The organism is Paenibacillus nitricinens, from assembly GCF_052056485.1.
Classification (GTDB): domain Bacteria; phylum Bacillota; class Bacilli; order Paenibacillales; family Paenibacillaceae; genus Paenibacillus_AQ; species Paenibacillus_AQ nitricinens.
The window spans coordinates 3,991,574-4,005,693 of record NZ_CP183948.1 but is presented as its reverse complement, the minus strand read 5'-3'; the positions used below and the strand labels follow the sequence as shown (position 1 = coordinate 4,005,693).

At 43.8% G+C, this 14,120-nt stretch carries 7 protein-coding genes; 6 read left to right on the top strand and 1 reads right to left on the bottom strand.

What is annotated here, in order from left to right; genetic code table 11:
• Positions 1-62: 62 nt before the first annotated feature.
• The gene (locus ACN6KS_RS17700; protein ID WP_440960171.1) at positions 63-1,382 is read right to left on the bottom strand and encodes an ABC transporter substrate-binding protein; all 1,320 of its coding nucleotides are present in this window, start codon (positions 1,380-1,382) and stop codon (positions 63-65) included.
• Between the two features lie 246 nt (positions 1,383-1,628).
• Between ACN6KS_RS17700 and ACN6KS_RS17695 the strand changes: the two genes are divergently transcribed.
• The 6 genes from ACN6KS_RS17695 (at position 1,629) to ACN6KS_RS17670 (ending at position 14,116) form a co-directional block, all read left to right on the top strand.
• A complete protein-coding gene (locus ACN6KS_RS17695) occupies positions 1,629-3,200 on the top strand; it encodes a response regulator transcription factor (protein WP_440960170.1) in 1,572 nt (523 codons plus the stop codon).
• Entirely contained in the window at positions 3,197-4,912 is a 1,716-nt protein-coding gene (locus tag ACN6KS_RS17690) for a cache domain-containing sensor histidine kinase (RefSeq protein WP_094874724.1), read from the top strand. The genes ACN6KS_RS17695 and ACN6KS_RS17690 overlap by 4 nt, the downstream gene beginning before the upstream one ends.
• Before the next feature lie 176 nt (positions 4,913-5,088).
• The gene (locus ACN6KS_RS17685) at positions 5,089-10,533 is read left to right on the top strand and encodes a glycoside hydrolase domain-containing protein (RefSeq protein ID WP_440960169.1); all 5,445 of its coding nucleotides are present in this window, start codon (positions 5,089-5,091) and stop codon (positions 10,531-10,533) included.
• A 96-nt stretch (positions 10,534-10,629) separates the two neighbouring features.
• The gene (locus tag ACN6KS_RS17680) at positions 10,630-12,036 is read left to right on the top strand and encodes an alpha-L-fucosidase (RefSeq protein ID WP_440962416.1); all 1,407 of its coding nucleotides are present in this window, start codon (positions 10,630-10,632) and stop codon (positions 12,034-12,036) included.
• 395 nt (positions 12,037-12,431) lie between these two features.
• Positions 12,432-13,109, top strand: a complete 678-nt coding sequence (pnuC, locus tag ACN6KS_RS17675) for a nicotinamide riboside transporter PnuC (protein WP_440960168.1) — start codon at positions 12,432-12,434, stop codon at positions 13,107-13,109.
• Positions 13,106-14,116: an AAA family ATPase gene (locus tag ACN6KS_RS17670; RefSeq protein WP_341135129.1), complete on the top strand. Its 1,011-nt coding sequence runs from the start codon at positions 13,106-13,108 to the stop codon at positions 14,114-14,116. Before pnuC ends, ACN6KS_RS17670 begins: the two co-directional genes overlap by 4 nt.
• Positions 14,117-14,120: the final 4 nt, after the last annotated feature.

Below are 14,120 nucleotides of genomic sequence, written 5' to 3'. Positions count from 1 at the left end.
CAACCTTTAGCTTATAGGATGTACAAGGAGCAAATCGCTTTGCCCCTTGTAATTTATACGACCTATTTAGATTTCTCCAGCAGTTCAACTGCTTTTTTGTCTACCGCTTCTAGCACTTGTCGAGGCGTTTTAGTACCTGCTATGATTTCTTGAATACCTTTTCCTAGATCTGAGAAAGCAGGACCAGCAACGCCCCAATTATTAACAGGGTACATGACATTGCCCGCCTTGAAAGCTTCTTGAGCACCGTTGTACTCTGCTGGCATTTCAAAAGTAACCCCTTTCAAAAAAGAGGAACCTCCTTTATTATCGACCCAGTAAGCATTCTGACCTTCAGGTGTAGATAACAGGTCAAGCACCTTATACGCTGCATCCTTGACTTTGGATTTCGCATTCAAACCAAATGATACCCCTGGACCACCGACCATCCAACCCGGCCCACCTTTTGTACCCAGGTTCGGGAACATATCAATCTTCATGTCAGGCGCCTTTTGCTTAAAGGTTTCCATATACCAAGGTCCTGCTTGGAACATAGCTGCCTTGCCACTTGTAAATTCGTCAATCGCTTGTTCTTCTTCAAGCCCAAGCATATCTTTTGTGAAGACACCGCGTTTCAAGTATTCGGTCCATGTCGTCAAAGCAGGCTCCAGGGCATCGACCATTTTTGAGTTTCCTTTACCAAAATCATCGTTCCATTTTTTTCCTTCAGTTGTGCCGATAAATTCATTAAGTGCTAAACCAAGGAAGGACTGGCCTGCTACGTTAGGATTTTTTAGACCGATTGCTTGCGGTTTAATTCCATTTTTCTTAAGTACTTCAGCTACTTGGAAATACTCATCAAGCGTTGTTGGTACTTTTAGGTCATATTTGGCAAATAGATCAACATTATAGTAAACCCCGTTAAACCAACTAGCTTGCGGCAATCCGTACAGTTTATTATCAAATGTCGCGGTGGACGTGCCGGTTTCATAATACTTGCTAGCATAACGTTCTGTTAAATCTTCGAAATATCCTGTCTTGACGGTATTTGCGTCGATTACTCCACCAATAATGTCAGGACCTTCGCCTGCTGCTAGCTGGGTCTTGATGACATCTACGTAAGTCTTGTTATCGATGAACTGATACTCCACATCTATATCGGGAAGTTTATCTTTGAATAATTGCAGAAGTGCCTTTACACTGTCTTCTTTGTTCCAATACGATAATCTGACCTTTACTTTCTTTACCGCTTCTGGAGCCTTTGATTCTTCCAGTGTCTTTGTATTATTTGGTGTTGCGCTTTCCTTAGCGCTACTGTTGTTCGTACTGTTCGAACTGCAGCCTGTAAATAGAATTGACAAGGTGAGTAAAGCGGTAGTGGGAACTAACCACGTTCTCTTCATCCAAAGACCTCCCAAATTTAGAAAATAAGTTTTTCGGTATAGATTTCATTGTAATGTAAATGCCATTTCCATCGAAATAACAGATTTTTTCGAAATCTAACAGAATCCATCTGACAATAGAAACCAAATCATGTGGTTAATGTAACATGGTATGAATTGGAATGCCTAGTGTGCTATGCTTTGGTTTGTAGTAAGTATCCTCTGGAAGCGAGTAAATACCGCCCGATGAACGGATAGGAGGAAAATATGTATCATATTCTAGTAGTCGATGATCAACAAGCTGAAATCGATGCGATTGAATGGCTTATTCAGAAGCATGCTCTACCTTTTTCTGTTGCTCAGGCCAACGATGGGGAAGTAGCGCTGGAATATATAAGGGGCCATCATGTAGATCTATTATTCACGGATATTCGCATGCCTTTCATGGACGGTCTAGAGTTAATCAAGCAGGCAAAGATAGTCATTCCGGACCTTAAGGTGCTTATTTACAGTGCTTACGGGGAATTTGAATATGCACAAAAAGCGATTCAACTTGGGACGGTTAGTTATATGTTGAAGCCGATCGATGTGAAGGAATTCCTCAAAGTATTCCAATCCATAATCTCTATACTAGATGACGAACGACTTCAGAGAGAGAAGGACGAGTTGCTGATCAAGGGCTTTCATAAAGGAGTGGCGTATGAGAAAGAAAAGCTCCTGTTTGATCTCATTCAAGGTCGTGAGAGTGACGTCCATTACGAGGAACGGGCAGCTTTTGCTGGCCTAAATCATCTGGAAAATAAGCGGATGTATTTAATTATGATTGGATTGCAAAGTCACTTTTTTGATCAACATCATACAGAAGCGTTTGAATTTCTTCAATCGACCAGTAAACATGAGATTCTTTTATTACATATCAATGAATACCAAAGCATCCTGCTCGTCGTTATTGATCCCGCTTCAAAGAACAGTGCTAACGGGCAAGAGCTTATAAATTATGGAGAAAAGGTTAAAGAATGGCTGGAGACTAGCTTCGATCGGCGATGTTTAATTATTGTCGGTAGTCCGGTAGATAAGCTAGAGGGGCTTCATAACGAGTTCACCCAAATGGAAGAGTTAATGAATTTTCGGTTTTTTATGGATAGAAGTATCGTTTGTTCCAAAGATGCCGAAAGCATTCATGACCAGATAGACGACGAATCGTTAGAGCTTATGCTTAAGGAGATTTATACTTCCATTGCACGAAATGAATATCGTACACTCGAGCATCAAATAGAGTATCTCATTGCGGGTATGAGAAATAGTAAGCGCTTTAGTTCAATGTATGCCAAACTTTTATTTACAGAAATATTGAAAAAAGTAGTAGAGCTTCAAGGCAAAAAAAGCAGCAGTTTACTAAAGGAAGGTTTGGAGCGAATCGCACTTTGCAATTCAATTGCTGAGTTGAGGCAAGTCATTTTATCTGTTTTTCAGGAGCATTTGCTGCAAATTAAAACAAATACAGATGATCAAAGCCGCAAAGTAATTGAAGATGTACAGATGCTCATCCAGATGGAGTACGGAAATGATATTGGGGTTGACTATTTAGCGAATCGCGTCTTTTTATCGCCAAGTTATTTAAGTTTCCTGTTTAAAAAAAGTACAGGTCAAAGCCTAATCAAATATATTACAGCTGTACGTATGGAGCGAGCGAAGGAGCTACTGCGAGATTCAACGATTAAAGTTGTTGATATTGCCAGTACAGTTGGATTTGCGAATACTTCCTATTTTAATTTAATGTTTAAGCAGCATAACGGCCTGACTCCTATTCAATATCGGGAGGGTGGCGGAAGAAGATGAGTCTGCTCAAATTTATTCGTAATATCCGCCTGCGTCAGAAATTATTGCTTTCATATGTGATTGTTATCTTCCTGCCAACGATTGTACTGGGCTTGTATGCCTATCAAAGTTCCAAAGCTTCATTGAAAAGCCAGGTTCAGCAAAGCGCGGATAACGAGGCGAGGAAGCTGGCGTTAGAAATTAGTTACCGTCTTCAGAGACAGGATGTATCCATGAAATCGATTGTATTTCATCCTGCGCTTCTTGATTTGATGAGTAATCCAGATCAGGATTTGTACGCTCAATTTAAGACGTTGAATGATAAAATTGAACCTATTTTTTTTAATTTAATGTATATGGTTGGGGATATGACTGAGATTATGTTGTATTCTGAGAATCGGCAATCCGAATTAGGAAACTTCATTACGCCTTCTTCAGCAGTTAAGGATAAGGATTGGTATGAAGCGACAAAGAGCAGCGAGTCAACGAAGTGGTGGTTCGAGGATGGAGAATTGTTTGCCACTCGAGTGATTCGCGATATCGATCTTCAAATCGTGAGCGCTGAACTTTACGTCCGGTTTGATTACAATAAAATCTTCGGTGATTTCATTGGCAAGATGAATGAAGGTAGGGGCATCATTATTACCGATCAAAAGAATCAGCCGGTGTTAACAGAGCATGCCCCGCAGATGGATGATGTTCAGCTTCAATCCCTTTCAAGGAGTGGTACTTCAAAAGCAAGCTTAGGTGGCGAATCCTACCTTGTTATAAACAAAGATATTCCGCAAACCGATTGGGTCCTGCATTATTTGGTTTCCGATGATCAATACAATACAGGCATTCGCAATATTTTAAGCGCCACGGGTATCATTGTACTCATCTGTATGGTTTTCCTCAGTATCATAATCTTCTTGTTCTCAGAGACGCTGTTAAGAGGAATCGAGAAATTAAATACCAAAATGAAGATGGTGGAAGATGGTGATCTTACGGTTGTTGTATCCACGAATTCCAAAGATGAAATCGGGCAGCTTACCGATCGATTCGGTTCTATGCTTAAACAAATTAATCAACTCATTTCGGAAGTATATCAAACAAAAGTCACGCAAAAGTCAGCTGAACTCAAAGCACTGCAAGCTCAGATCAATCCCCACTTTCTATATAATTCTTTATCTTTAATTAATTCCAAAGCGCTGCGAATCGATGCTCAAGAAATTAGTGACTTGGTAAATAACCTTTCTAGTTATTACAGAACGACTTTAAATAAAGGGAAGCAGATTATTGCGATTCAAGATGAATGGACCAACGTTCAAGCATACATACATATTCAATTAGCTATGCACAATTCAAGATTTGACGTAGAATTTGATGCCGACGACAAGGTATTTCAATTTGAAATGATTCATTTGATTTTACAGCCGATTGTTGAAAATGCGATTATGCATGGCATCGATCTGAAGCGGGAGGGGCGAGGTAAACTCATCCTGCGGGCAAGTCTCGACGGTGAGGATATTGTTTTTGTCGTGGAGGATAATGGCGTCGGTATGGAGCCGTATATGATCGCGCGTATTCTTGAACAAGAAAGTTCCGGCTATGGCATTAAGAATGTGCAAGAAAGATTACAGCTCTTATTTGGATCTGAGTACGGGATCAATATTCATAGTCAACCTGGAATTGGCACTTCCGTTATCGTACGCATACCGCAGTATCGTCACATAAGAGAAGAAGATTCATGATCGCATAATGGCCAATGCTCATAAAAGCATGGCCCTTTTTTTTGTTTACAATCGAAATCTGTTAGATTTCAAAAAATACTCTTATTTAGCAAGAATTCAATTGAGATTATAATGCATAATGTGAGCGCTTTAATTGTGTTCTAACATTAATTAAAGTATGAAAGGATGGTTGATCTATGTTCAAACGGGCAATGTATATAATGATCTGTTTCATGATTCTAGTAAGTACATTTTTCCAGGGCAATGCGCCTAGTGTCCATGCTGACAGCAGCAACCTGGATGTGTGGGTGGTTAATGCATTGAAGTCCGTATATAGGACCAGCACGATCCCTGCAAATCCTGACAACAGCATTGATCTTGTTTCAGCCAAAAACGAATACGAAAGTGAGCAAATTGCTGTAAGAGGTGCAAGCGATTTTAAGATTACAGGAATTGAATTTTCCGATCTTGTATCTCCTGGAAATACGATCTCAAACAGCAACTTAAGCTATCATTTTGAAGAATACGTGCTTGAGGATACCGTGCAGCCCAATCAATATCGACCGGATTTAGTAGGCACGCAAATCTACCCCTTATCGGAGATTCCCGATCCGCTTTCGAACGATACCTCTATACATGTGGCGGCAAATTCAACTCAGCCCATCTTAATAACGAATTATGTCCCTGCCGATGCTGTTCCGGGCCTCTATTCCGGTATAGTTACGATGAAAACGACGTTGGGCGATTATCAAGTACCTATTAACGTTGAAGTTGCTAACGCTGCAATCCCTCCAACCTCTGAGGCTAATTTCGTTAATTATCAATGGTCGATGACGAATGGTTTTATGATTGGAGGTAATCCACCTGAGATTGTAGATGATCCTTTAACGCAATCTAGTTATGACGTTGGCGAGAACTATTATGGAGTAGATACGTATAGCGATGAGTGGTTTGACCTTATGGATAATTTCGCCAAAACTATGACCGACTATCGCCAGAACATGATTTGGGTTCGTACAGACTTATTATTAAACGAAAAGGGTACCAAGATGGTGTCTTTTAAAGACGGGATACCGGAGAATATCGATTGGTCTTTGTTCGATCGATATGTTCAAACCTTTATGGATAGAGGAATTACTCATTTTGCGAACATACACTTGATCCATGCGTTAGAACAAATGCCACAAAGTGAGAGACCAAACAATAATAATCCACAAGATCCGTGGAAAACGTCGGTACCTGAATTCGATTCACTACCTGTTACAGACGCTTATCTTACGAACTACTTGACAGCATTGCACGATCATTTAAAGGAAAAAGGTTGGCTTAATGGTATTACTTGGTATCAGCATACTAAGGACGAACCTAACGGTTCGAGCATTACAAACTATATGACCTATATCGCTAGAAAAATAAAAGAGGTCGTTCCGGATTTCAAGACTTTGGATGCTGATGCGGCCGGTACTCTAATGAACGATACCATCAAACCTTATGTGGATGTGTGGGTCCCGTTAACCCCAGTTTTCGAGGACAAGAAAAGTCTCTATAAAGCGGAGCAGGCGGCAGGTAAAGACTTATGGGTGTATACTTGCGATGCGAATCCGGCTCCGTGGTTGAACAGATTCTGGACGCAGCCCATATTGACTGGCAGACTGTTATTCTGGAATCTTAGTCAAGAAGGTGTACAAGGACACTTACATTGGGGATGGAACGTATGGTATGTCCCTCATTATGGAGATTCTACGATCGTATATCCAGACAAGGAACATATGACGGTTAAGAGCTCACTGCGTTACGAGGCCCAAAGAGACGGACTTGAGGAATACGAACTGATGCACCAACTCAAGCAAACCAATCCTGGGCTTGCAAAACGTATAGTAGATAGCGCTGTTAACCCATCTGATCCGAGAAAATATACCCTGGATAATGAATATATCAGCAAGCTTCATGATTATCTGGTTAAAGCGGCGGCCGGAGAAACATTGGGTGAAATTCCTGTGCCAACTAGTCCCTACGATGGGCAGGATGTACCTATGACTTACATGACCGATAACGCGACCGGTGAGATCACTTTTGATGGTGAATGGTTTGCAAAAAGCCGGAAATACGCTTATATGGGAGGCGTTCAAGGCACGTTAAAAGCGGATGATGAATTGACCTATACTTTTACAGGGGCTGGTATCGATCTTATCGCGGAGAAAAATGAAGGCTCTGGTAAAATTTCCGTATCCATCGACGATTCCGCGCCAGTGATTATAGACCTATATGAAAAAGTTCAACTCGATTCGATATCGGTATACAGCAATCATAACTTGTCAGCAGGCAAGCATACGATCAAGGTAGTGAATCTGGAGAACAAAAACCTATTCGTTGACGGCTTCAGAGTAAGCATGTATGAAGGACAGGAGCTCTATGACGGAACGCTGCAAAGTTTGGACCTGACTAACGCGCCTTCGGTTCTTTTTAATAAAAACAATATTAATTACCAGGCCATTATTCCGAACGATGTAGACGTGATCACGATTACGCCAACGCTTGCGGATGCAAATGGCACCCTAGATATCAACGGGAAACGTTACGGCAGCGGTGAGAGGCTTACATTCAACATCCCTACAGGCAAAAGTAAGATCCTTATTCGCTCTACCGCAAGTGATGGGGAAACCACGAGACTTTATACGTTGAACTTTCTCAAAGGCAATGTAAATCAACCGACCACCAATATTGCGAGAAGTTATTCAGCTATTACAGCAACAGCTGCCAGGGAAGACAGTACCGGCTATGGTGTTTCAAATATGGTTGACGGCAGCTACGGTTCCATGTTTGCGAGTATTAGCGGGTATACGAGCATCGTACCGTTCCCACATGAGATCAATCTTACTTGGAATCAACAGAAGACCTTTAATACGATGGTTATGGCTACGCCATCAGGGTTATTACAGGGGATAACGGATATTGATGTTGAGGCTACTTCAGATGGAACGAATTGGACCACCATTGCAAAGAGGGTACCGATTCAATGGCATAGCAGCACAGACGACAACAAGATGGAATACACGTATGCTAATATCCCTGCAGTTAATGACGCGCTGAAGCTGAGGATACGGGTCAATGACGCCAACAATACGTATTGGGGAATATATGCTTTATATGAACTTGAGCTTTATAATCTTCCAGATAACGGAGAGATTAACCCTATAGCAGACGGAACGCTGAGTAATTTAATAATCCCTAATGTTCCTTCTTTTAAGTTTGACAATAGCACGACGACCTACCCTGTAATGATTCCTAATGATGTAAGCACCATCACGATTACGCCAACGCTTTCGGACGGAGCGGGTACCTTGCAGGTCAACGGAAAGACTGTCGCCAATAACACAGCGCAGACTTTTGACATTCCATTCGGAAAAAGTGTGATTCATATCAGGTCTACCGCAAGCGACGGGACGACTACAAAGCTCTACACGTTGAATTTTCTCAAAGGAAATGAGGATGGGCTAGGTACCAATATTGCCAGAAGTTATTCTGAGATTACAGCAACGGCAGAACGTGAAGGCGAGGACTATAGTGCCAAGAAAATGGTTGACGGTATTATTTATACCATGTTCGCAAGTTCGCGAGGCTATAATAACGAACATCCGTTTCCGCATGAAATTAATCTTACTTGGGATCAAAAGCAAACCTTTAACACCATCGTCATGGCTACGACATCTGGATTAATCCAGGGTATTTCCAATATCGATGTTCAGGCTTCTACAGACGGAATAAACTTTGAAACCATAGCGCAGGGGGTACCGATCCAATGGAAAAGCAGCAAAGATGACGGCGTTATGGAGCACACCTTTGCTAGTATTCCTGAAGTACGAGATGCTCTAAAACTGAGAATACAGATCAATGATGCGAACTATATGACATGGGGCATGTACGCTATGTATGAGCTTGAGCTCTATAATCTCGCGGAGAACGGAGAAATTGGCGAGAACAGTAACACGATCACGGCTAGCGCAGGGGAAAACGGAACGATCAGTCCGAACGGCGCCGTTGTAGTCAATGAGGGTCATGATCAAGCCTTTACATTTAATCCGGACAATGGATACGAAGTCGACGAGGTTCTGTTAGACGGTACCGCTGTGACGGTGACCGGAAGCGTGTATACGGTTACTAACATAACCGCCGACCATACGATCAATGTTACGTTTAAGCAAAAGGAGACAGGTGGCGAGAAGAGTAATACGATCACGGCGAGTGCCGGGGAAAACGGAACGATCAGTCCGAACGGCGCCGTTGTAGTCAATGAAGGTGAAGATCAAACCTTTACATTCAATCCGAACAATGGATACGAAATTGATAAGGTGTTGTTAGACGGTACTGCTGTGTCGGTGACTGGAAGTGTATATACGGTCGCAAACATAACTGCCGACCATACGATCAATGTTACGTTTAAGCAAAAGGAGACAGGTGTCGAGAACAGTAAACCACCGACGAGTGGTGGGAACAGTAGTATTCCATCTACCGGTGGTACAGTCAATGGAAATACCGATGCTCATATCCTTGTAGTGAAAACGGAAGATCTTACTTCTACAGCCTCCAACGGAGTCGTGACAATCGCAGCCAAGGATAAAGAGAAAATTGTACTTCCTGCCAATGCAGCTGAACTGCTCGGACATCATCAATTAGTCATTCAAGCGGGTCCATTTACGTTGGAAGTACCCGCTGAATTACTTAAACAGTTGACGGATAAATTGTCCGCAGAAGATAAACGAAACAGTACGATAGAGTTAATCATGACTCACTTATCTGAATCCGATGCTGATAACCTTCTAGCGATAAGGCAGTCTTCCATGCATGCAATAATTAAGATTTCCGGCAATGTGATCAATTTTAGCTTATCGATTGTCGGAAAAGATGGTAAAGTGACAAGCTTGAACAGCTTCGATAAACCGATGACGATTCGATTCAAAACGGATCCTTCTTTAAATCCTAAACGGTCTGGCATTTACTATTTGGCTGACAACGGTACGTTGGAATATGTGCGAAGCACGTTTATTAACGGAGAATGGGTGGCCGATATTCACCATTTCAGTAAATATGCAATGCTCGAATTCAAGAAATTATTTACCGATGTTAAGTCCACTCACTGGGCGGCTGATGCGATCGAACAGCTAGCGGCGAAGCAATTTATTGAAGGTACTAGTGCGGCAATGTTCGAGCCAGAGCGTTCTATCACACGGGCCGAATTTACGGCGATGCTTGTCAAAGCGTTGAACCTGACATCGGAAGGCGAATCGAAATTTACGGATGTATCGAAGGGTGCCTGGTACGAGGGAGCTGTTTCCAGGGCGGTCAAAGCAGGCATTATTAAAGGAATAAGCACAACGTCTTTCAATCCCGATGCTAGAATCAAACGCGAAGAAATGGTCACTATGATGATGCGGGCGTATGTTATCTTGAAAGACGTCAAGTTGAACGGAAAAACGGCTTCTTCCTTTACTGACGAATCCGCTGTGGCAGCCTGGGCGCTTGAATCAGTAAGAGCGGCGGCGGCCCTTCATTTCATTAACGGCCGGGAAGCAAATAAATTTGTTCCGAGCGGGATCACTTCCCGTGCTGAAGCAGCGGCTTTGCTCAATAGAGTTATACAGTAGCCGGGTAAACCCCCGATTTCTATGTTGGGGGTTTACAAGTAATGATTTTACTTTGATGTGACGCGGAGAAGCGAAGGAGGCAACCGGATGAATGATATGGATATCAAGGAACTTCAGCAAGCAGATGCGCCGGAACTGAAAGAAGGCGTCCACGGTTACAGCAGTGAGACAAATTGGGTGAAGCCGGAAAATCCAGTTACGCTGGAAAGGTTGGAATGGTTCAAGGATCAGAAATTGGCCCTAATGATGCATTGGGGACCTTATTCGCAGATCGAGGCCGAGTCCTGGATTCTCAGCGATGAAGACGGTGATTGGGCGCGTAAAGATGTCGACTGGACGAGCGACTACGAAGCGATGAAGCGCGAATATTTCGGACTCAACCGCACGTTCAATCCGTTCCGCTTCCAGCCGGAGCTATGGGCGGAAATCGCCGCCGAAGGCGGGTTCAAATATTTGATTTTTACGACAAAGCATCACGACGGATATTGCATGTGGGACACACATACGACGAATTACCGAATTACTGGCTCCGAAACGCCGTTTCATGCACATCGCTATGCCGACGTTTGCAAGCATGTATTTGACGCTTTCCGCAGCAAGGGGCTTGCGATCGCCGCATATTTCTCGAAGGCGGATTGGCAGTCGCCATATTACTGGGCGCCAGGAATGGAGCGGGGCAGCCATACGTGGAGAGGGCCTTCGTACTCCCCCGAGGAATATCCGTGGCTATGGGAGCAATTCGTCGATTTCACCCATGAGCAAATCATGGAGCTGATGAGACGTTACGGCCGGATCGATATTTTGTGGCTGGATGCGGGCTGGGTTAAAGATAGCGACCAGGTAAAGCAGGACATTCGGTTGGGCGAGGTCGTCGAGCGCGCCCGTCAAAAACAGCCGTGGCTGCTATCCGCGGATCGAACAGTCGGAGGGCCCTACGAAAATTATGTGACGCCGGAGCAAACGATTCCGGAGCGTCCGCTGAACGTGCCGTGGGAAAGCTGCATAACGATCGGCACACAGTGGGCTTTCAAATACGATGACCAGTATAAATCGGGGAGAGAGCTCGTTCGCATTCTGATGGAAGTCGTATCCAAAGGCGGGAATTTGGCGCTTAACGTAGGCCCTCAGCCCGACGGACGATTGCCGGCTGGGGCGGTTAAGAGTATCAAGGAGTTGGGCGCATGGATGAAGGTTTACGGTGAAGCGGTATACGGCACACGTGTGTGCGGGCCGTATTTTACCGGTTCCTGCGCGTTCACCTCGAAAGGAACTACCGTTTACTGTACGTACTTGTATGAAAGCGCAGATGAAGCCGTAGCCAAGATCGTTCATATTCCTTATCAGCAGCCCGTTTTAGGCATCGAGCTTGTTGGAAGCGACGCTGAGCTGCAGGTTGAGCGTACACCGGAAGGAATCTCGATCACGCTCCCGGATGGCGAATTAAACGGGCAGACTCCAATCGCCCATGTTTTCCGCATGCAGAAGGGTGAGGAGATAAAGTGAACGATAAGATTCTTGCTTTAAGTCTATTATACGATGAGGTCTGTGGGCAATAATACGAGCGCGGCGGCAGATAAAAAAAGTAGCCGGATGACAAATATATGTTTGAACACCAACCCGCGTAAATCGCGGGTTTTTTCCTTTGTCAGCGTATATTCTTGCCAGAAATCATTGTCAAGAATAAGTACCGTTAGCTGATTCTCGAATTAGGCTTACGCTAAGGAAGAGGATTCAGACCATGGACTGGAGCCAGACTTAATTGGGAAATTATTCCAAAATTTTATTGCATCTCCTTCTCCTTTTTGCTATATTTGATATTAACAATATGTTAATATCAAAATGTTACTAACAACTAACTGAAGAAGGTTAGGGGACTTAATGAAAGCGAGGGGATGAAAGTGGATAAAACATGGGGTGGCTGGAATCTGTTTGAAATCGTCTGGCTAGTTTTGTTTACCTCTATTGCTATTGCGTTTACGGTTATATCTAAAGATTCCTTATTCGGTTTTACAGTCTTTATTACCGGGGTGCTATGTGTGGTGCTCGCGGCGAAAGGAAACCTGATGAGTTATGTTTTCGGAATGTACAATACCTTCGGTTACGCATACTTGGCTTATATAAACGGTTTGTTTGGAGAGGTCATGCTGAATTTGTTATTCTTTGTTCCTATGAATATCGTTGGCTTCTATATGTGGAAAAACAACCGCCAAGACGGCAAACTATCCATGCGACAGATGGATCTTAAGGGACTCTTCCTTGTTGGAGCGGTCTGCGTAATAGGCTGCCTGTTACTGGGAATCGGGCTATCGTTCATCCCAGGGCAGAACTCGCCTTATATAGATGCTATTACAACGGTATTATCCATTGTGGCTACTTTTTTAATGGTCAGAAGATTTAAGGAACAATGGCTGGTCTATATTGTTTTGAATATGTTTACGGTGCTGTTGTGGGTAATTCGGATGCTGGAAGGCAGTGGCGAGGGGTTGCTGATGATCGTCATGTGGAGTGCGTATCTGGTTAACGCGGCATACGGCTATTACAATTGGAATAAAGGGGCTAAGGAGGTGTCGGCATGAAGAGGCTTGGATTAACGCTGGGGAAGTTTGCCCCGTTGCATAAAGGACATCAATTCATGATCGAGACGGCGTTGCAAGAGGTAGAAGAATTGATTGTGGTAATCTACGAAACGACGGTGACTCCGATTCCGCTTCATATCCGGGCGAACTGGATCCGCAAGCTCTATCCAATGGTCCGGGTAATCGAAGCTTGGGACGGTCCAGACGGATATTCGAACGATCGGAAGCATGAGATTCGAGAGGAGAAGTATATTCTGGGGCTGCTGAAGGGCGAGCAAGTGACGCATTTTTATTCTAGTGAGTTTTACGGTGAGCATATGAGTGTCGCATTAGGCGCGGTGGATCGGCGGGTGGATGAAGCCCGTGAGCAGGTGCCGATTTCGGCCACGATGGTACGTGCCGACCCTTATAAATACCGCAGATTTATAAGTGATGTAGTGTATAGGGGGTTAATCACGAAAGTGGTTTTTGTGGGAGCGATGTCCACTGGCAAATCTACAATCACTGAAGCGCTGGCGCGGCGGTATCGCACAACCTTTGCGAGTGAATATGGGCGTGATTACTGGACCGAGCATCAAGAAGATCGTAGAATCAGCCTAGAAGCGTTCGATGAGATCGCTTTAGGCCATATCGAACGTGAGGAGCAGGCGCTGCTGGAAGCTAACCGATATCTCTTTGTCGATACCAATGCAATTACCACATATATGTTTGCCTTGGATTACCACGGCCGGGCTCCTGAGTGCTTATCCCGGATCGCATTAGAAAACGCGCAGCGCTACGATCTATTTTTCTTGTGTGACGATGATATTCCTTATGAGGATACATGGGACCGTAGCGGGGACCAGAAGCGGCATATTTTTCATAAGCAAATCATTGCGGATTTGAAAGAGCGGCGGATTCCCTATATCGTGTTGCGAGGAAACCTAGAGGAACGAATGCACAAAGTAAGTGAGGTCTTGACAAAGTTTGAGCCCTACCAGAACTATTTCGGAGAGTTACACGGCTAGGATA

Coding starts and splice junctions, on each gene's coding strand:
- ACN6KS_RS17700 (WP_440960171.1), bottom strand. CDS start 1,382: ATGAAGAGAACGTGGTTAGTTCCCACTACCGCTTTACTCACCTTGTCA.
- ACN6KS_RS17695 (WP_440960170.1), top strand. CDS start 1,629: ATGTATCATATTCTAGTAGTCGATGATCAACAAGCTGAAATCGATGCG.
- ACN6KS_RS17690 (WP_094874724.1), top strand. CDS start 3,197: ATGAGTCTGCTCAAATTTATTCGTAATATCCGCCTGCGTCAGAAATTA.
- ACN6KS_RS17685 (WP_440960169.1), top strand. CDS start 5,089: ATGTTCAAACGGGCAATGTATATAATGATCTGTTTCATGATTCTAGTA.
- ACN6KS_RS17680 (WP_440962416.1), top strand. CDS start 10,630: ATGGATATCAAGGAACTTCAGCAAGCAGATGCGCCGGAACTGAAAGAA.
- ACN6KS_RS17670 (WP_341135129.1), top strand. CDS start 13,106: ATGAAGAGGCTTGGATTAACGCTGGGGAAGTTTGCCCCGTTGCATAAA.